Consider the following 16,801-nt stretch of genomic DNA (forward strand, 5'->3'; position numbering starts at 1 on the left):
AATGTTCCTCAAAGGCCCGGTGCGATCTTGACCGTGCCGCCCGTGCGTGCCGCTTCCACCACGGCTAGGCCTGTTGCCAGCGACCAGACGCCATCCTCGCCTGTCGCGGACGGCTTTCCGTTGCCGGCGACGGCGGCGTGGAAAGCGGCAAGTGCGGTCTCGTAGAGATTGCGGGAATCGAGCGGCAGGTCCTGTTCGCCGCCGGCGTCGCGGAGCGTCACCGTGCCGATGGCGCGCTGCGTCATGACGTTGCGGCCGATCAACGAACCCTCGGTGCCGTGGACTTCAAGCCCGGTTTCGGCGAATTTCGTGGTGAAGCCGTCATGGAACTGCGCGATGACGCCGTTTTCGAAGCGCAGCACGCCCATCACCGCATCCTCCAGCCCCGCCTTGCCCATGCCACCGGCCTGGGAGAAAGCGATGGCTTCGACCGGGTCGCTGTCCAGCACGAAGCGCAGCGTATCGGCATCGTGCACGGTGATGTCGAGGATCACGCCGCCGCCGGCCTCCGGCTTGTCGAGGCGCCAGCCTTGCAGATGCGGCGGCAGATAGACGGCGTGGAAGACGCGCGCTGACAGCGGCGTGCCGATGCGGCCGGCCTTGATGGCTTCGCGCATCGCGCGGTGCGTGGCGGCATTGCGCAGGTGGTGGTTGGTCGCCATGACGACGCCGGCGTCCTTGGCGGCCTGTACCATGGCGCGGGCATCGGCAAGCGACATGGCGAGCGGCTTTTCGCACAGGATGTGTTTGCCGGCCTTGGCGGCGGCAAGCGCCTGGTCGCGATGCAGTTCGTTCGTCGTGGAAATGTAAACAGCGTCGATATCAGGATCGTTGACGAGCTCTTCGAGCGTCGTCACCGATTTGGCGATGCCCTGCGCGTCGGCATAGGCCTTGCCGCGCTCGGCGCTGGTGCTCATCACGGACACGATCTCGCCGCCCGTTGCGCGGATGGCGCCGATCACCCATTCCTTGGCGATCGTGCTCGCGCCGATCAGGCCCCATTTCGTCATGCCGACATCCTCCGCGTCTTTTCTCCGGCGCCGCAGCTCTGGCGCACGACGAGGCGCACCGAACCGACGATCGCCTCGGGCTCCACCCGACCCGCATTGATCTGTTTCAACAGCAGCTGTGCCGCGCGCCGGCCCATGCCCTGCGGATCGACGGAGACCGTCGTCAGCGCCGGCACGGCGGTTTCGGCCTCGATCACGTCGTCGAAGCCGACCACGCCGAAATCGCGGCCCGGCTCCTTGCCGGCGGCGCGCAGGCCGTCGCAGACCCCGAAGGCGGCCGCGTCGTTGAAGCAGAGGGCGGCCGTCGGCGCATCCTGCAGCGAAAGGGCACGCTCGATTGCTGTGACGCCGCCGGCGCGCGAGGCCGTCGAGCTGATGACCAGCGTATCGGGGGCCGCGAGGCCGGCTTCCGCCAGCGCATCGCGCCAGCCCTGCACGCGTTCGGTGAAGACGGTCGTGTTGGCGATGCCGCCGAGGAAGGCGATGCGGCTGTGGCCAAGCGAAACGAGGTGCCGGACGGCATCCTTCGCGCCGGCATAGTTGTCGGAAAACAGTGAGGAGACCTTTGCGCCGACCACGTTGCGCACCACCGCGACGACCGGGATGCCGCTGGCGACCAGCGGCTTCAGGTCGATGGCCTCCGTGCCACGGGCGGGCGAGATGATGAGGCCGGCAATGCCATGCTCGCGCATGGAGGCGATGACCTCGCGCTGGCGGTCGACGCTTTCGGCGGAATTCGACAGGAACTGCACATAGCCCGCCGACTGCATGACCATGTCCATGCCGACCGCGAGCTCCGCGAAGAAGGAGTTGGTGAGATCGTTGACGATGATGCCGATGATCTTCGACGACGCCGATTGGCGCAGGTTCGCCGCCCCGCGATTATAGACATAGCCAAGCTCGCGGATGACGGCGGTGACCTTGGCGCGCGTCGCTTCGTTGACGAGGGGGCTTGCCTGCAGGACGAGCGACACGGTCGATTTCGACACGCCGGCGGCGTGCGCAATATCGACGACAGTCACCCGGCCCTTGTTCACGATCATCCTCCCTGTGCGGGCCTCGTTCCCCGCTTGTTGGTGTTAATTAATTGGATCGTTCCAAATTTGTCAAGCGGTGAATTGTAACCGCTTGCGAGCAGTCGATGCGTCAGGCTTACACGGTGTCGCCTCGGGGTTCAAAGGTGGCGAGGGCGCCGTTGTCATCGTTAAAGCGGCTGTTAATCAGGGATTCATGTCGCGTTTCTTGGATGCAGATCGGAAATGGTGAAGCCGTTTTCATTGTCCCGGCCGCAAGGTGTCGCCTAGCATCGTCCCCACAATTCGAGAAAATCTTGCTTGAAATTTGGAACGATCTAAATTATTGCCTTGAAAACCCTTGGGAGGACTCCATGCCGATCAGCCTTTCCCTGCCGCGTGCCGATGGTGGCGTCGAAGCCTATTCTCTCGTGGGCTCGCCCACGGCGCGACCTGCCTCCGCGCCTGTATTCAACCGCATCGCCTATGCGGCGGCGCATGTCGTTTCGGACCCGCGTCGCGACGCGCGTCCCTGGGAGGCGCCGGCGGTGGACTGGGAGCGGACCATGGCGTTCCGGCATCATCTCTGGTCGCTCGGCTTCCGCATCGCCGAAGCGATGGATACGGCGCAGCGCGGCATGGGGCTCGACTGGGCCGGCGCGCAGGAATTGATCCGCCGCTCGCTGGCCGAGGCCAAGACGGTGCCGGGCGCCGACCTTGCCTGCGGCGCCGGCACGGATCATCTCAACCCTGCCGATGCCCGGTCGCTCGATGACGTCATCCGTGCTTACGAGGAGCAGATCGGCTTCGTCGAAAAGCACGGCGGAAGGGCGATCATGATGGCGAGCCGGGCGCTTGCCCGTCTTGCCAAATCGCCCGACGACTATCGCAAGGTCTATGGCCGCATCCTCGGCCAGGCGAAGGACAAGGTCGTGTTGCACTGGCTGGGCGACATGTTCGATCCGCAGCTTCGCGGCTACTGGGGCTCGGAAAACTTCGAACCGGCGCTCGATGCCGTTCTTTCCATCATCGAGGAGAACCGTTCGAAGGTCGAGGGCATCAAGATCTCGCTGCTCGACAATGCCTGTGAAATCGCGCTCCGCGACCGGTTGCCCGAGGATGTGCTCTGCTTCACCGGCGATGATTTCAACTATGCCGAACTCATCGAAGGCGACGGCCGCAAATACAGCCACGCCTTGCTCGGCATTTTCGACGCCGTCGCACCGCAGGCTTCGAAGGCGCTTGCCTCGCTCGCTGCCGGAGATGTCGATACGTTCCGCGCGGTCATCGAGCCGACCGTGCCGCTGTCGCGCAAGATTTTCGAAGCGCCGACGCAGTATTACAAGGCCGGTGTCGTGTTCCTCGCCTGGCTGAACGGTCATCAGGATCACTTCACCATGCCGGCGGGCATGCAGTCGGCGCGCGGCGTCACGCATTATGCCGATGTCTTCCGCCTCGCCGATCAGGCCAACGTGCTCGACAGGCCGGAATTGGCCGCCGCGCGCATGAAAAGCCTGATGACGGTGCTCGGCGTCGCCTGACATTTGCTGTGGATGACCGGCGCTTATGCCGGTCGTTTCGCCCATCCGGCGTTAAACTCTGCTCTTGAAACAGAGGGAGCGGGGCGATGGCTGCGACGGACGTCAAGATCGGCGAAAGCTGGAAAGGGCCGCTGGCTGACGAATTTTCGAGCCCCTATATGGCCGATCTGAAGGCTTTCCTGCTGGAGCAGAAGCAGGAGGGACGCCGTATCTTCCCGAAGGGGCCCGAGTATTTTCGCGCGCTCGACCTCACGCCGCTCGATGAGGTGCGCGTCGTCATTCTCGGGCAGGATCCCTATCACGGCGAGGGGCAGGCGCATGGCCTGTGCTTTTCGGTGCAGCCCGGCGTGCGCATTCCGCCGTCGCTCGTCAACATCTACAAGGAAATGCAGGACGACCTCGGCATCCCGCCGGCCCGCCATGGTTTTCTGGAGCATTGGGCCAAACAGGGCGTGCTTTTGCTGAACAGCGTGCTGACCGTGGAAATGGGCCGCGCCGCGTCCCACCAGGGCAAGGGCTGGGAGCGGTTCACGGACGCCGTCATCCGCGCGGTCAACGAACAGGAAAAGCCCGTCGTCTTCATCCTCTGGGGATCCTACGCGCAGAAGAAGGCTGCCTTCGTCGACAGCAAGCGCCATCTCGTGCTGCGCTCGCCGCATCCTTCTCCTCTGTCTGCACATAACGGCTTCTTCGGCACGAAACCGTTTTCGAAAGCGAATGCATTCCTTGAGAAGCATGGCCGCAAGCCGATCGACTGGCAATTGCCCGGCACGGCGCAATGATCAAGGATGTGAAGCGGCCGGTGACGGGCACCGGCCGGCCTGGATTTAGCGGATGAGCGTCTCGTCGAGCAGCGCCATGACCTTGTCCGCATCGATGCCGATGCAGGCGTGCTGGCTCGGCAGATCGTCCCAGTTGCCGGGCGGGAAGCTGCGGGCGTCGGGCTTCTGGATCGTCTGGCCATCGGCGATGCCGCCGGCCACGACACGGATCGCACCGCTGCGGGTGGCGAAGAGCTCGGGGGCGACGAGATAGATGCAGGCACAGCTGTCATGCACCACCATGCCCTCGTCCTTCACGTGCTGGCCGTAGAAGTCGATATAGAACTGCGAGATGTCGGAGAGCAGCTTCAGATGCGTGCTGTTCAGCGCGGTGAGTTCGGCCAGGCGCCGGCGCGTCATCACGGTCTTCATCGTCACGTCGAGGCCGACGACGACGACCTTCCATGGTGCGGTCATCACGGCATCGGCGGCTTCCGGATCGCCATGGATATTGGCTTCGGCGGCCGGCGTGATGTTGCCGGGCACGTCGAAGGCGCCGCCCATGATGATCACCTGCTTGACGAGGCCGGCAATCGCGGGGTCCTCCTTCAGCGCATAGGCGAGGTTCGACATGCGGCCGACGGCGATCAGCGTGACTTCGCCGGGATTGGCGCGCACGGTCTCGATGATGAAGCGCGGTGCGCTGCGCGGATCGATTGGCAGGTCGATCGTCTCAGGCACGTTGATGTTGCCGAGCCCGTCATGGCCGTGGATCATCACCGGCCAGTCGACCGGGTTGCGCATGGGATTGTAGGTCTTGCCTTCGCCCCTGGCGACCGGCGCCGAAATGCCCCATTCGCGCTTCAGGAACAGCGCGTTGCGCGTCGTCGTCTCGATCGATGCATTGCCGAAGACGGTGGTGATGCCGATGAGGTCGATGTCGGGGTGGTTGTGCAGGAACAATAGCGCCATGGCGTCGTCGACGCCGGGATCCGTATCGAAGATGACCTTATGCATGGTGGGACCTTTCTTGTTATTTTTGCGGGGTGATCGCGCGCTTACTGGAAGCGGGCGATGGAGAAGGGGGCAAGCGCGCTTTCGCCCTCGCCGGCCAGCAGGCGGGCGACATGGCGGCCGGTCGTCGCCGAAAGCGTCAGGCCGAGATGGCCGTGGCCGAAGGCGAAGGCGATGCGCGGGTCGCGCGGATGCAGGCTGATGACGGGGATCGAATCCGGTGTCGAGGGCCGGCGGCCCATCCATTCCGTTCCGCCGTCCTCCTGGAGGTCCGGCACGTAGCGGCGCATCTTCCGGCGCATGGCGGCCGCGCGTTTGTAATTGGCCGGCGCTTCCGGCGAGGCGAGCTCGACGGCACCGCCGATGCGCAACGCGTTTTCGAAGGGCGTCGCGACGAAGCCGTGTTCGCCAAAGAACACCGGCATTTCCAGCGTGGTCGATGGGTTCATGAAGGTGGTGTTGTAGCCGCGCTCGGTTTCGAGCAGCACCTTCAGGCCGAGATCGGCCACGAAGCGGCGCGACCAGATGCCGGAGGTGATCGCCAGCCTGTCGAAGGTGAACTCGCGGCCGCCTTCGGTGCGTACGAGGACGCCGCTCTCAGCCTGCGCGACCGAGGAGACCGTGGCATCGACGAGGGCTGCGCGCTCGCGAAGCGCTGCCTGCAGGCGGCGCAGGAAGGTCAGCGGATATTCGAACGTCTTGTGGCCGTCGTTGAAGACGGCACCGGCAAAGGCGCCCTGCAAAGCCGGCACGCGGCGGCGGGCTTCCTCCACATCGAGCTTTTCGACATTGCAGCCGATCAGCCTGGCGTTCTCAGTCTCATGCGCAAAAACCTTGTCGCGGGCGGCGGCGCTGTCGAAGACCGTCATTGCGCCGGTGTCGCGGATATGGCCGGAAATACCGACGAACTGACCGAGGCGAAGATGATCGGTTTCGGCGGTCTTCATGAGATAGAGCAGGGCGGCACGGCTGGCGGCGACCTTGCTTGCGCGGGCCGAGAGCAAGAGCCTCACGAGCCAGGGCGTCAGCGCGGGCAGATCCTGCCATCGCAGCGTCAAAGGCCCGAGCGGATCGAGCAGCCATTTCGGCACGGAGAGCAGCATGTCCGGCCGCGCGATCGGGTCGATCTCCGGCGTTGCGAGAATGCCGGCATTGCCGACGGAAGCCGGCAGGCCACCGGCATCCCGCTCGAGGATGGTGACGGCGTGGCCCTGTTCGAGCAAATGCAGCGCTGAGGCGCAGCCGATAAGCCCGCCGCCGACGATACCGATATGCGCCATGGTGTCCCGTATGCGTTGGTCTTCTGGTCTTTTGCCGCCGAATGCGATGGACCGGCGGGCGATTGCGGCGGACGATAGACGGAAAAGGCAAAGCTGTCGACCGGCGCTGACCTATCCCGCGTCGCTGGCCATGTGCCATGGGGAACAGCCGGCAATGCCGGGATATGCGATCTTTCTTCTCACGGAACGGATAGTCCGGTTCCCCTTAAAGAGGAGAGAAACCCATGAAAAAATCGATCGTAACCATCCTTGCCATCGCAACCCTCGCATCGTCCTTCGCTGGCGTCGCCATGGCCCAGAGCCGTGGTGACAATGGTGGTGGCCGTGGCGGCCACGGTGGTCGCGGCGGCAGTGACGGCGCGGAATACCTGCGTGTCATCACCCATCGCCCGCGCTATGAAGTCGTCAAGGTCAAGGGTGATGTCTTCTGCATGGTGGAAAAGGTCCGCCGCTACGACGCCTACGGCAATCGCTACTTCGAGCACGTCCGCAAGTGCGAAAATCGCGTCGTCGACGTCTATTGATCCGACGCCTCTGACGACATCGTCGCCCGTTGCCCGGCCTGCGTGCCGGGCTTCCGGTTTTCAAGCATCTGCCGCACGAAGGCGAAGACGAAGAGGACGGTCATCAGCAGAACGATCGTCGGTGCCGGCGCGCTGTCGATGATGAAGCTCAGCCAGATGCCGAAGAAGGAGGCGCCAACCGCGACGCCGACAGCGACGAGCAGCATGCTCGGAAAACGCCGGGTGAGGAGGGCGGCGATGGCGCCGGGCGCCACCAGCATGGCGATGGCGAGAATGATGCCGACCGCCTTCAGAGCGCCGACCACGACCAGCGAGAGCACGGCGAGCAGGCCGTAATGCAGGAGGTTCACCGGCAGGCCGATGGCGGAGGCGTGCTGGCGGTCGAAGGCATGCACCAGCAGGTCCTTGCGGAAGAGCAGGATGAAGCCGGTCGAGGCGATGGCGATCACGCCGGTTTCTATGAGATCGGATGGGGCGATGCCGAGCATGTCGCCGAAGAGGATATGGTCGAGATGGATATCCGGCTGGATCTTGACGTAGAGCACGAGGCCGAGTGCGAACATGCCGGAAAAGACGATGCCGAGCACGGTATCCTCTTTCACGCGGCTGTTGTCCTTGAGGTAGCCGGCGGCGAGCGCGCAGGTGAGGCCGGCGACGAAGGCGCCCGCGGCAAAGGGCAGGCCGACGACATAGGCGATGACGACGCCCGGCAGCACGGCATGCGAGACGGCATCGCCCATCAGCGACCAACCCTTCAGCACGAGATAGCAGGAGAGCAGCGCCATCGGCACCGCGATCATCAGCGTCACCAGGAAGGCGTTCTGCATGAAGGCGAGCTGGAAGGGCAGGAGGGCGAGTTCGAGCGTCTCGTTCATGGCTGGATGCCTTGCGCGGTTTCAAGCGCCAGCCGGCTGCGGCGGCGGGCGGCGAGCAGGCCGTGTTTCGGCGCGAAGAGGAAGGCGAGGAGGAAGATCGCCGTCTGCAGCACGACGATGATGCCGCCCGTCGCGCCGTCGAGGAAATAGGAGGCGTAGGCGCCGACGAAGCTGGTGCCGGCCCCCAGCGTTGCGGCAATCACCACGAGGCGCTGGAAGCGGTCGGTCAGGAGATAGGCCGTCGCGCCCGGCGTCACCACCATGGCGACGACGAGGAAGGCGCCGACCGTCTGCATGGCCGCGACCGTTGAGGCGCTGAGCAGCGTGAAGAACAGGATTTTCAGGCCGGTCGGGTTGAGGCCGATGGAGCGGGCATGGCTCTCGTCGAAGAAGGTGACCATCAGGTCCTTCCATTTGAGCAGCAGGATGACCAGCGTCACCACGCCGATGATGGCGAGCTGGATCGTATCCTCCGGCGTGATCGCCAAGATATTGCCGAGAACGATGGTCTGGATGTTCACCGGCGTCGGCGAGAGCGAGACCATGAACAGGCCGAGGCCGAAGAAGGAGGAGAAGATCATGCCGATGATCGCGTCTTCCTTCAGCCGCGTCTGGCGGTTGAGAAAGAGCATGGCGGCGGCGGCAAGCCCGCCCGAGAGGAAGGCGCCGACGGCAAACGGCAGGCCCAGCATATAGGCGCCGGCCACGCCCGGCACGATGGAATGCGAGAGCGCATCGCCGATCAGCGACCAGCCCTTCAGCATCAGATAGGCGGAGAGGAAACCGCAGATGCAGCCGACCAGCGCGCTCACCCACATGGCGTTGACCATGTAGCCGTAGGCGAAGGGTTCGAGAAGCGCGTCGATCACGGCGTCTTCTCCTCGCTGTAGATGACGAAGGGGCGCTCGTCGTCGGTGATGACCTTGACGGAGCGCTTGTCCTCGTCGTCGTGCAGGTCGTGGCCGCCGAGTATGAAGTGGCGCAGCACGCCGCCGAAGGCGCGTTCCAGATTGGCCTCGGTGAAGGTTTCGGCCGTCGGGCCGGAGGCGATGACCGTACCCTTCACGAAGACCGTGCGGTCGCAGAAATCCGGCACGCTGCCGAGGTTGTGGGTGGAGACCAGCATGACGCGGCCCTCGTCGCGCAGCTTGCCGAGCAGCTCGATGATCTGCTCCTCGGTGTTGACATCGACGCCGGTGAAGGGCTCGTCGAGCAGGATGACCTGGCCCTCCTGCGCGAGCGCGCGGGCGAGGAAGACGCGCTTGCGCTGGCCGCCGGAGAGCTCGCCGATCTGGCGCTTGCGGAAGGCCGCCATGTTGACGCGCGCCAGCGCCTCCTCGACCATGTCATGGTCGCGTTTGCTCGGAATGCGCAGCCAGTTCATGTGGCCGTAGCGGCCCATCATGACGACATCCTCGACCAGCACCGGGAAGGTCCAGTCGACCTCCTCGGCCTGCGGCACATAGGCGACGAGATTTTTCTTCAGCGCCTCGCGCACGGTGAGCCCGAGGATGGTCACCTTGCCGGCGGCAATCGGCACGAAGCCCATGATCGCCTTGAACAGCGTGGATTTGCCCGCACCATTGACGCCGACCAGCGCGGTGATCGTGCCCTTCGGCACCGAGAAGCTGGCATGGGTCAGCGCGGTATGGCCGTTGCGGTAGGTGACGGTCACATCCTCGGCGACGATGCCGTCGACCTTCTTCGTCTTGCTGCCCATCATCATTGCGAAAGGCCTTTCACGATGGTCTCGGAGGTGACGCGCAACAGGTCGAGATAGGTCGGCACGGGGCCATCCGCCTCGCTCAGGGAGTCGACATAGAGCACGCCGCCATAGGCCGCGCCCGTTTCGGCCGCGACCTGCTTGGCCGGATCGGCCGAGACGGTGCTTTCGGAGAAGACGACGTGGATATTGTGCTCGCGCACCGCGTCGATCACGGCCTTGACCTGCTTGGGCGTGCCCTGCTGATCGGCGTTGATCGGCCAGAGGAAGAGCTCCTTCAGGCCGAAATCGCGGGTGAGATAGGAGAAGGCGCCTTCGCTGGTGACGAGCCAGCGCTTTTCGGCCGGCAGTGCGCCGATCTTCGCCTTCATCTCCTCGCCGAGCGCCTTGATCTTGTCGCTATAGGCTTTGGCATTAGCGTCATAGGTCGCGGCATTGGCGGGATCGAGCGAGCCGAGCGCCTTGCGGATGTTCTCGACATAGATGAGCGCATTGTCCGGTGACATCCAGGCATGCGGGTTCGGCTTGCCCTGGTAGGGCCCTTCCACGATGCTCATCGGCTCGATGCCTTCGGAGACCGTGACGTTGGGCACGTCGCCGAGATTGCGCAGGAATTTCTGGAACCAGAGTTCAAGGTTGAGGCCGTTCCACAGGACGAGCTTGGCATCCTGCGCCTTCAGGATATCGCGCGGCGTCGGCTGGTAGTTGTGGATCTCGGCGCCCGGCTTCGTGATCGATTCCACCGTTGCCGCATCGCCCGCCACATTCGCCGCGATATCGGCGATGATGGTGAAGGTCGTGACCACCTTGGGTTTTTCCTGGGCGAGCGCGGGGGTAGTCATCAAGAGGGGCAGGCTAGCAAGAAAGGCATTGAAGGATCGGCGGAGCATTGGATGTCCTGATCTGCTTTTGCGAATGAGTTGCATTAAACTATAGGGGGCTTTTGCGACCTGTCAACGCAATTGCAAATCATTCGCAAAACCGTCCCGAAATCGGACGCGGCCGTTTAAAACTTCCGAAACGCCATAGCTGTAGAGTGTGCAAAGTTCGCGCGCTCTCGGCGCGTTCGTGTTCCTGCGTTTTAAGAGAAGTTGCCGCCCGTGAAGCTGCTCCCGACGTCATTTCGCCTGTCCCGCAAGCTTCTGATCATCGTCGCCGGTGTCATGGTACTGACCGGCGCCTCGGGTGCCGCGGCCATCATCGTCGGGCGTGAAGCTTTGCTCGGGCCACCGGCGGAGCAGATTTCCGGTGCGGCCTGCACCCTCGTCACCACCGTGCGGCTGGATCGCAACGGCCAGCAATGGCTGCGCAAATATGTGCGTTCGGAGGCCAAGGAGGCGGACGTGCGTATCAAGACGGCGCTGCGTGTCGCCGGGGCCGTCTCCAATCATGAGGAGGCCGATCTCTACCAGGTCATCCTGCTCGATGCCGCCGGCCCGCAAAACCGTGCCGACATGCGCGGCCGCGCTATCGGCGCCGAAGTGCTGTTCGCTCGCAATCCCTCCGCCATTCCCGGCATGACGGCGCCCTTCGTCGCCCGTTATACGGACGGCAAGCCCGCCGAGAATGGCGAATTCTACGGCGCGCGCAAGGAACTCTCGCTGGACGAGATCAAGACCATCGTGACCGCCATGGAAGAGCGGGAAGATTGTGTCGATCCCAATGCCGTTGCTGAAGAGGGCGGGCATGGCGAAAGCGCCGGCCACGGCGAAGCCAAGGCGGAAGGCGACCATGGCGAGGCGGCCGAGGGTGGGCACGGCGAGGCTGCAGAAGGTGGCCACGAGGCACCGGCGGAAGGCGGCGAACATGCCGAGGCGGCTGAAGAAGGTTCGCACGAGGTCGCTTCGAGTGAGCACTGACGCCTGAGCTTGGACCGTCGCGCCTCTGCGCGGCGAATGCCCATTTCAAAATCCCACCCTAAAATAAAAATGCCGCCACCTCGTTTCACCGAAGTGGCGGCAACAATGTCTGCGTGTCTTGCCGACCTCAGTCGGCCTTCGCCCGGCGGGCCGGGAAGAGGATAACGTCGCGGATCGACGGGGCATTGGTGAGCAGCATGATCAGACGGTCGACGCCGATGCCGAGACCGCCGGCCGGCGGCATGCCCTGGTCGATGGCGTCCAGGAACTCATCGTCGAGCTGCTTGGCCTTTTCACCGCGGGCGTGTGCCTGTTCAAGCTGCTCAACCATGCGGGCGCGCTGCTCTTCCGGGTCGTTGAGTTCGGAGAAAGCGTTGCCGAGTTCCCAGGTGTTGCAATAGGTCTCGAAACGCTCGACGAGGCGCGGCTCGCCCGGTACTTCCTTTGCGAAGGGCGATATGTCCTTCGGGAAATGCGTGACGTGACTCGGCTGGATCAGCGTGCCCTCGACCTTCTCCTCGAAGATGAAGGCGAGGCATTCGCCCCAGGTCCAGTCCTTCTCGACTTCGAAGCCAGCAGCCTTGGCGGCAGCGCGGGCTTCCTCGTCCGTCTTGATGGCGAGGAAATCTATGCCGGTCACTTCCTTCACGGCATCGGGCATCGGCACACGCTTGAACGGCCCCTTGAAGGAGATTTCCTTGTCGCCATAGGCGAACTCGGTCGAGCCGTGGATTTTTACGGCCAGCTCGGCGAACAGACGTTCCACGAGGTCCATGATGTCCTCGTAGTCGGCATAGGCCCAGTAGCACTCCATCATGGTGAATTCGGGATTGTGCCGGGTCGACACGCCCTCATTGCGGAAGTTGCGGTTGATCTCGAACACCTTGTCGGTGAGGCCGGAGACCAGCGTGCGCTTCAAAAACAGTTCCGGCGCGATGCGCAGGTACATGTCGAGCTTCAGCGTGTTGTGGTGCGTCTTGAAGGGTTCGGCCGTCGCGCCGCCATAGACGGAGTGCAGCATGGGCGTCTCGACTTCCATGAAGCCATCGTTTTCCATGAAGCGGCGAATGCCCGAGACGATCTTCGAGCGCTGCTGGAAGCGCAGCTTCGATTCCTCGTTGCTCATGATGTCGAGGTGGCGCTTGCGATAGCGGATTTCGACGTCGGCGATGCCGTTCCACTTCTCCGGCATGGGAAGAAGCGACTTGGTCAGCATCACGATCTGCTGTGCGTTGATCGTCAGTTCGCCGCGCTTGGTGCGGCGCACGACGCCGGTGACGCCGATGATGTCGCCGATGTCGATCATCGGCAGCAGATTGCGGGCCTCTTCCGGCGTGGTGTCCTTGTGGGAGAAGATCTGGATCTTGCCCGAGGCGTCATGGATATCCATGAACATGCCGGAATTGCGCGAGGAATAGACGCGGCCAGCGACAGTCACGACGTCGCCGCTTTCCGTGTCGAGCTCCAGCGTCTCGTATTTGGCCGCCAGTTCCGCATTGGTCATCGTGCGGTGGAAATGTGCCGGATAGACATCGCCGATCGTCTCGCGCAGCTGGCCGAGCTTCTGGCGGCGGACTTCCGTCGGATCGGAGGAAAGGGCGGTTTCTGTCTTGTCGTTCATTCTTTTCAGTCCTTACTTTCCGCTGCCGACCATGGAGGCGACGACCTGTGCGGCGACCTTCAGGCGCTGGCGTACGACGGAGCGGCCGAGGATGGCCATCGAGTCGAAGAGCGGCAGCGAACGCGACGAGCCGGAGACGGCCACGAACAGCGGGGCGACGACGACCTTGAGCTTCTTGCCGAGCCGGTCGGCGCTGGCGCGCAGTTCCGCTTCGATGCTTTCGACGGTCCATTCCGGCATCTTTTCGAGATCCGGCTGCACCTGATTCAGCACTTCGAGAATTTCCTCCGGGGTGGACTTCACCTTGGCGAAGACCTCCGGCGTCAGGCCGAGATCCGACTTCAGGAGGAAGCCGGCGAGATCGGGCAGTTCGCCGAGCTTGGAGATGCGCGACTGCGACAGCTTCAGGCCTTGGCGGATGCGGTCGTTTTCCATCGCCCAGTTGAGGACTCGGGCGACGAATTCCTCTTCGGTCAGCTTTTCGCGCAGCCAGCGGCCGTTCAGCCAGTCGAGCTTCTGGATATCGAAGATCGCGCCGGCCTTGGAGAGGTTCTCCGGGTCGAATTTTTCGGCGAGCTGCTCCATGGTGAGCAGTTCTTCGCCCTCGGCGATCTGGATGAAGAACAGGCCGAGGAAGTTCATCAGCGCTTCCGGCAGGTAGCCGAGCGCCGAATAATAGGAGATCGAGGTCGGGTTCTTGCGCTTCGACAGCTTCGACTTGTCGTGATTGCGCATCAGCGACAGGTGCATGAAGACCGGCGGCTCGAGGCCGAGATATTGATAGATAAGGATGTGCTTCGGCACGGAAGCCAGCCATTCCTCGCCGCGCGCCACATGGGTGATCTTCATCATGTGGTCATCGACCACATTCGCCATGTGGTAGGTCGGCATGCCGTCGGCCTTGAGCAGGACCTGCATGTCGACGGCGTCCCACGGGATTTCGACCGGACCATAGACGCCGTCGACGAACTTGCAGGAACCCTCGGTCGGGATCTTCATGCGCACGACATGCGGCTCGCCGGCTTCGACGCGCTTCGTCACTTCTTCTGCCGTCAGATGCAGGCAGAGACCGTCATATTTCGGCGGCTTGCCGGCGGCGCGCTGCGCCTCGCGCATCTGCTCCAGCCGCTCGGGCGTGCAGAAACACTTGAAGCCGTGGCCGTTGTCGACGATCTTGTCGACGTAGGGGCGGTAGATGTCCTTGCGGTCGGACTGGCGATAAGGGCCGTAGGGGCCGCCGATATCGGGGCCTTCGGACCATTCGAGGCCGCACCATTTCAGCGCGTCCAGCACCTTCTGTTCGAATTCCGGCGTCGAGCGCGTGGCGTCCGTATCCTCGATGCGCAGGATGAAGGTGCCGTTGTGCTTCTTGGCGAAGAGATAGTTGAACAGCGCGATATAGGCGGTGCCGACGTGGGGTTCGCCGGTCGGGGAGGGTGCGATGCGTACGCGAACGCCGGATGCGGTTCCGGAAGTGCTCATGATAGGGCCCGTCTTGACTTATGGGAGGAAGAGCCCGGTTTTGTGCCGTTTTACATGGGCGGAGAGGGCTTTCCGTTGGGCTGGTTGAGACCATATTCAGCCCGGCACGTCAAGAAAAACTCAAAGTCCCTATTGCAGCGGCCAGACGACGAGCAGTGCCGGAATGCTGACGAGCACGATGAGGAAGGACAAGGGCAGGCCGACGCGCGGATAATCGGCGAATTTGTAGCCGCCCGGTCCCATGACCAGGGTGTTGCACTGGTGGCCGACGGGGGTGAGGAAGTCGCATCCGGCGCCGATCGCCACCGCCATCAGGAAGGCCTCGGGCTTGTAGTGCAGCGCCCCGGCGAAACTTGCGGCGATGGGCGCCATGACGAGCACGGTTGCCGCATTGTTGAGAAAGGGCGTCACGGCCATCGCCGTCAAGAGGATGAGGGCAAGCGCGCCGAAGGGCGGCAGGTGCACGGCGACGGCACCGAGCCACCCGGCGATGAGTTCGCTGGCGCCCGTCGTGCGCAGGCTGTCGGACACGGGGATGAGGGCTGCGAGCATGACGAGGATCGGCCCATCGAGCGCGCCATAGGCCTCGCGCAGCGGCACGGCGCGAAACAGCACCATGGCGACGGCGGCGGCGAAGAAGCCGGTCGCGACCGGCACGAGGCCAAGCGCCGTCGAGGCCATGGCAGCAATCAGGATCAGCACGGGAATGATCGCCTTGCGCGGCGAGCCGAGCAGGATTTCGCGCTGGGCGAGCGGCAGCAGGCCGAGCTCCGGCAATAGGGTCGGGAGCGCCCGGTTGTTGCCCTGGATGACGATCACGTCGCCGGGGCGCAGCCGCACGGCGGAGAGCTTTTCGCGCAGGCGCTGGCCCTGCCGGCTGACGGCGAGCAGATTGATGCCGTAGGAATGAAAGAGCGCGATGGAGCGGGCGGAAATGTCGATAAGGCGGGATTCGTTGCCGACGACCACTTCGATGGCGCTGATTTCATCGGCTTCGCCGCGCCCGGATTGGATCGGCTTGCCTGAAAGCGTCAGACCGGCGGCGGAGACGACCTTGTCGAGCGCGCTCGCCGTGCCCTCCATCAGGATCGTGTCACCGGCGGTGAGCCGCACGTCGGGCAAGGGCGTGAGGTGGACGTGGCCACGAATGATGGCGGTGGCGATCACGTCGCCGTCGCCGTTGCGCAGGATCTCGTTCAATGATTTTCCGACGGAGGGCGAGCCTTCCTCCACCGTCGCATCGGAGGAATAGGCGGAGGCCTCCAGCGATTCCTCGATGCTTGCATTGCCGTTTTCCCGCTCGGGTACGATGCGGTTGAAAAACAGCATGAAGAGGATGCCGCAGACCGTCAGCACCGCGCCGACGGGCGTGAAATCGAACATGGTGAAGCTCTCGCCGGTGATCTCCTGGCGCAGCCGCGAGACGACGATGTTCGGCGAGGTGCCGATCTGGGTCATCAGGCCGCCGAGCAGGGCGGCGAAGGCCATGGGCATCAGGAATTTCGAGGCGGGTGTGTTAGATTTCTTGGCGAACTGGAAGGCGAGCGGCATCATGATGGCGAGCGCGCCGATATTCTTGATGAAGGCCGAGAGCACCGCGACCGAGACGAGCAGCAGCGCGAGCTGGCTCTGTTTCGAGATGAGGTTGGGGAAGAAGCGCTTCACCGCCAGATTGACGATGCCGGAGCGCGCGACGGCCGCGCTCACCATCAGGGCGCTGGCGACGATGATGACGATATCGTCGGAAAAGCCGGAAAAGGCCTTGTCGAAGGGGACGATGCCGAGCGCCAGCGCCAACAGAAGCGAACAGCAGGCGACGAGATCGTAGCGGAACCTTCCCCATATGAACGCCGCCATCATGAGCGCGATGACGACGAAGGCGAAGGTCTGCTCAAGGGTCATGTCAGGGTCCGTGCGGCGGGACGATGTTCGGATGGAATTCCGCTGACGCCTTCGGGTTCCGTCGACGGGCAACGGAAACGCACGCGCTCTTTTCGGAACAATCCCTCCGCCGCAAGGTTTGCCAAGGGAAGACGGGCCGTGTCAACCGGACAGGACGGAGATGGAGAACGCAGGGATTTTTCCGGTTTCTCCCTGC

General features: G+C 63.7%; 15 protein-coding genes. 4 read left to right on the forward strand and 11 right to left on the reverse strand.

The features are described 5' to 3' along the window. Positions 1–8 precede the first annotated feature (8 nt). The gene (locus AC27VQ_RS06605) at positions 9–1,010 is read right to left on the reverse strand and encodes a Gfo/Idh/MocA family protein (protein WP_488715680.1); all 1,002 of its coding nucleotides are present in this window, start codon (positions 1,008–1,010) and stop codon (positions 9–11) included. Beyond that, positions 1,007–2,047 carry a LacI family DNA-binding transcriptional regulator gene (locus AC27VQ_RS06610; protein WP_488715681.1) on the reverse strand — a complete coding sequence of 347 codons (1,041 nt, stop codon included), beginning with the start codon at positions 2,045–2,047 and terminating at the stop codon, positions 1,007–1,009. The genes AC27VQ_RS06605 and AC27VQ_RS06610 overlap by 4 nt, the downstream gene beginning before the upstream one ends. A 350-nt stretch (positions 2,048–2,397) precedes the next feature. Here AC27VQ_RS06610 and AC27VQ_RS06615 point away from each other — a divergent pair, with 350 nt between their 5' ends. Both AC27VQ_RS06615 and ung read left to right on the forward strand, forming a co-directional pair. Beyond that, on the forward strand, positions 2,398–3,564 hold the full coding sequence (locus AC27VQ_RS06615; protein ID WP_488715682.1) for a dihydrodipicolinate synthase family protein: 1,167 nt from the start codon (positions 2,398–2,400) through the stop codon (positions 3,562–3,564). Between the two features lie 86 nt (positions 3,565–3,650). Next, positions 3,651–4,346: a uracil-DNA glycosylase gene (gene ung / locus AC27VQ_RS06620; RefSeq protein WP_488715683.1), complete on the forward strand. Its 696-nt coding sequence runs from the start codon at positions 3,651–3,653 to the stop codon at positions 4,344–4,346. 45 nt (positions 4,347–4,391) lie between these two features. Here the strand turns inward: ung and AC27VQ_RS06625 are convergent, their stop codons facing one another. Both AC27VQ_RS06625 and AC27VQ_RS06630 read right to left on the reverse strand, forming a co-directional pair. After that, complete coding sequence (locus AC27VQ_RS06625) at positions 4,392–5,342, reverse strand: nucleoside hydrolase (RefSeq protein WP_488715684.1); 951 nt, start codon at positions 5,340–5,342, stop codon at positions 4,392–4,394. A 41-nt stretch (positions 5,343–5,383) separates the two neighbouring features. After that, positions 5,384–6,619 (reverse strand): NAD(P)/FAD-dependent oxidoreductase, encoded by a 1,236-nt coding sequence (locus tag AC27VQ_RS06630; RefSeq protein ID WP_488715685.1) that lies wholly within the window; start codon positions 6,617–6,619, stop codon positions 5,384–5,386. A gap of 224 nt (positions 6,620–6,843) precedes the next feature. Here AC27VQ_RS06630 and AC27VQ_RS06635 point away from each other — a divergent pair, with 224 nt between their 5' ends. Beyond that, a complete protein-coding gene (locus AC27VQ_RS06635) occupies positions 6,844–7,143 on the forward strand; it encodes a hypothetical protein (RefSeq protein ID WP_313525581.1) in 300 nt (99 codons plus the stop codon). On the opposite strand, the gene AC27VQ_RS06640 is transcribed toward AC27VQ_RS06635, so the two are convergent. From AC27VQ_RS06640 to AC27VQ_RS06655, 4 genes are read right to left on the reverse strand one after another with little or no spacing between them, the layout of a single operon-like run. Next, positions 7,137–8,018, reverse strand: a complete 882-nt coding sequence (locus AC27VQ_RS06640) for a metal ABC transporter permease (RefSeq protein WP_488715686.1) — start codon at positions 8,016–8,018, stop codon at positions 7,137–7,139. The genes AC27VQ_RS06635 and AC27VQ_RS06640 overlap by 7 nt on opposite strands. Beyond that, positions 8,015–8,887: a metal ABC transporter permease gene (locus AC27VQ_RS06645; RefSeq protein WP_488715687.1), complete on the reverse strand. Its 873-nt coding sequence runs from the start codon at positions 8,885–8,887 to the stop codon at positions 8,015–8,017. The genes AC27VQ_RS06640 and AC27VQ_RS06645 overlap by 4 nt, the downstream gene beginning before the upstream one ends. Then, complete coding sequence (locus tag AC27VQ_RS06650) at positions 8,884–9,744, reverse strand: manganese/iron ABC transporter ATP-binding protein (RefSeq protein WP_421593986.1); 861 nt, start codon at positions 9,742–9,744, stop codon at positions 8,884–8,886. Before AC27VQ_RS06650 ends, AC27VQ_RS06645 begins: the two co-directional genes overlap by 4 nt. Next, a complete protein-coding gene (locus AC27VQ_RS06655) occupies positions 9,741–10,583 on the reverse strand; it encodes a metal ABC transporter substrate-binding protein (protein ID WP_488715862.1) in 843 nt (280 codons plus the stop codon). Before AC27VQ_RS06655 ends, AC27VQ_RS06650 begins: the two co-directional genes overlap by 4 nt. A 258-nt stretch (positions 10,584–10,841) precedes the next feature. Here AC27VQ_RS06655 and AC27VQ_RS06660 point away from each other — a divergent pair, with 258 nt between their 5' ends. After that, a complete protein-coding gene (locus tag AC27VQ_RS06660; RefSeq protein WP_488715688.1) occupies positions 10,842–11,600 on the forward strand; it encodes a hypothetical protein in 759 nt (252 codons plus the stop codon). A gap of 127 nt (positions 11,601–11,727) precedes the next feature. Here AC27VQ_RS06660 and lysS read toward each other — a convergent pair whose 3' ends face one another. The 3 genes from lysS to AC27VQ_RS06675 form a co-directional block, all read right to left on the reverse strand. Continuing rightward, positions 11,728–13,221: a lysine--tRNA ligase gene (gene lysS, locus AC27VQ_RS06665; RefSeq protein WP_488715689.1), complete on the reverse strand. Its 1,494-nt coding sequence runs from the start codon at positions 13,219–13,221 to the stop codon at positions 11,728–11,730. 12 nt (positions 13,222–13,233) lie between these two features. Further along, entirely contained in the window at positions 13,234–14,703 is a 1,470-nt protein-coding gene (gene gltX / locus AC27VQ_RS06670; protein ID WP_488715690.1) for a glutamate--tRNA ligase, read from the reverse strand. A 129-nt stretch (positions 14,704–14,832) separates the two neighbouring features. Further along, entirely contained in the window at positions 14,833–16,605 is a 1,773-nt protein-coding gene (locus AC27VQ_RS06675; protein WP_488715691.1) for an SLC13 family permease, read from the reverse strand. Between the last annotated feature and the right edge of the window lie 196 nt (positions 16,606–16,801).

The organism is Shinella sp. 20P9.1.1 (genome assembly GCF_057798995.1).

Coding starts and splice junctions, on each gene's coding strand:
- AC27VQ_RS06605 (WP_488715680.1), bottom strand. CDS start 1,010: ATGACGAAATGGGGCCTGATCGGCGCGAGCACGATCGCCAAGGAATGG.
- AC27VQ_RS06615 (WP_488715682.1), top strand. CDS start 2,398: ATGCCGATCAGCCTTTCCCTGCCGCGTGCCGATGGTGGCGTCGAAGCC.
- ung (WP_488715683.1), top strand. CDS start 3,651: ATGGCTGCGACGGACGTCAAGATCGGCGAAAGCTGGAAAGGGCCGCTG.
- AC27VQ_RS06625 (WP_488715684.1), bottom strand. CDS start 5,342: ATGCATAAGGTCATCTTCGATACGGATCCCGGCGTCGACGACGCCATG.
- AC27VQ_RS06630 (WP_488715685.1), bottom strand. CDS start 6,619: ATGGCGCATATCGGTATCGTCGGCGGCGGGCTTATCGGCTGCGCCTCA.
- AC27VQ_RS06635 (WP_313525581.1), top strand. CDS start 6,844: ATGAAAAAATCGATCGTAACCATCCTTGCCATCGCAACCCTCGCATCG.
- AC27VQ_RS06640 (WP_488715686.1), bottom strand. CDS start 8,018: ATGAACGAGACGCTCGAACTCGCCCTCCTGCCCTTCCAGCTCGCCTTC.
- AC27VQ_RS06650 (WP_421593986.1), bottom strand. CDS start 9,744: ATGATGATGGGCAGCAAGACGAAGAAGGTCGACGGCATCGTCGCCGAG.
- AC27VQ_RS06655 (WP_488715862.1), bottom strand. CDS start 10,583: ATGACTACCCCCGCGCTCGCCCAGGAAAAACCCAAGGTGGTCACGACC.
- lysS (WP_488715689.1), bottom strand. CDS start 13,221: ATGAACGACAAGACAGAAACCGCCCTTTCCTCCGATCCGACGGAAGTC.
- gltX (WP_488715690.1), bottom strand. CDS start 14,703: ATGAGCACTTCCGGAACCGCATCCGGCGTTCGCGTACGCATCGCACCC.
- AC27VQ_RS06675 (WP_488715691.1), bottom strand. CDS start 16,605: ATGACCCTTGAGCAGACCTTCGCCTTCGTCGTCATCGCGCTCATGATG.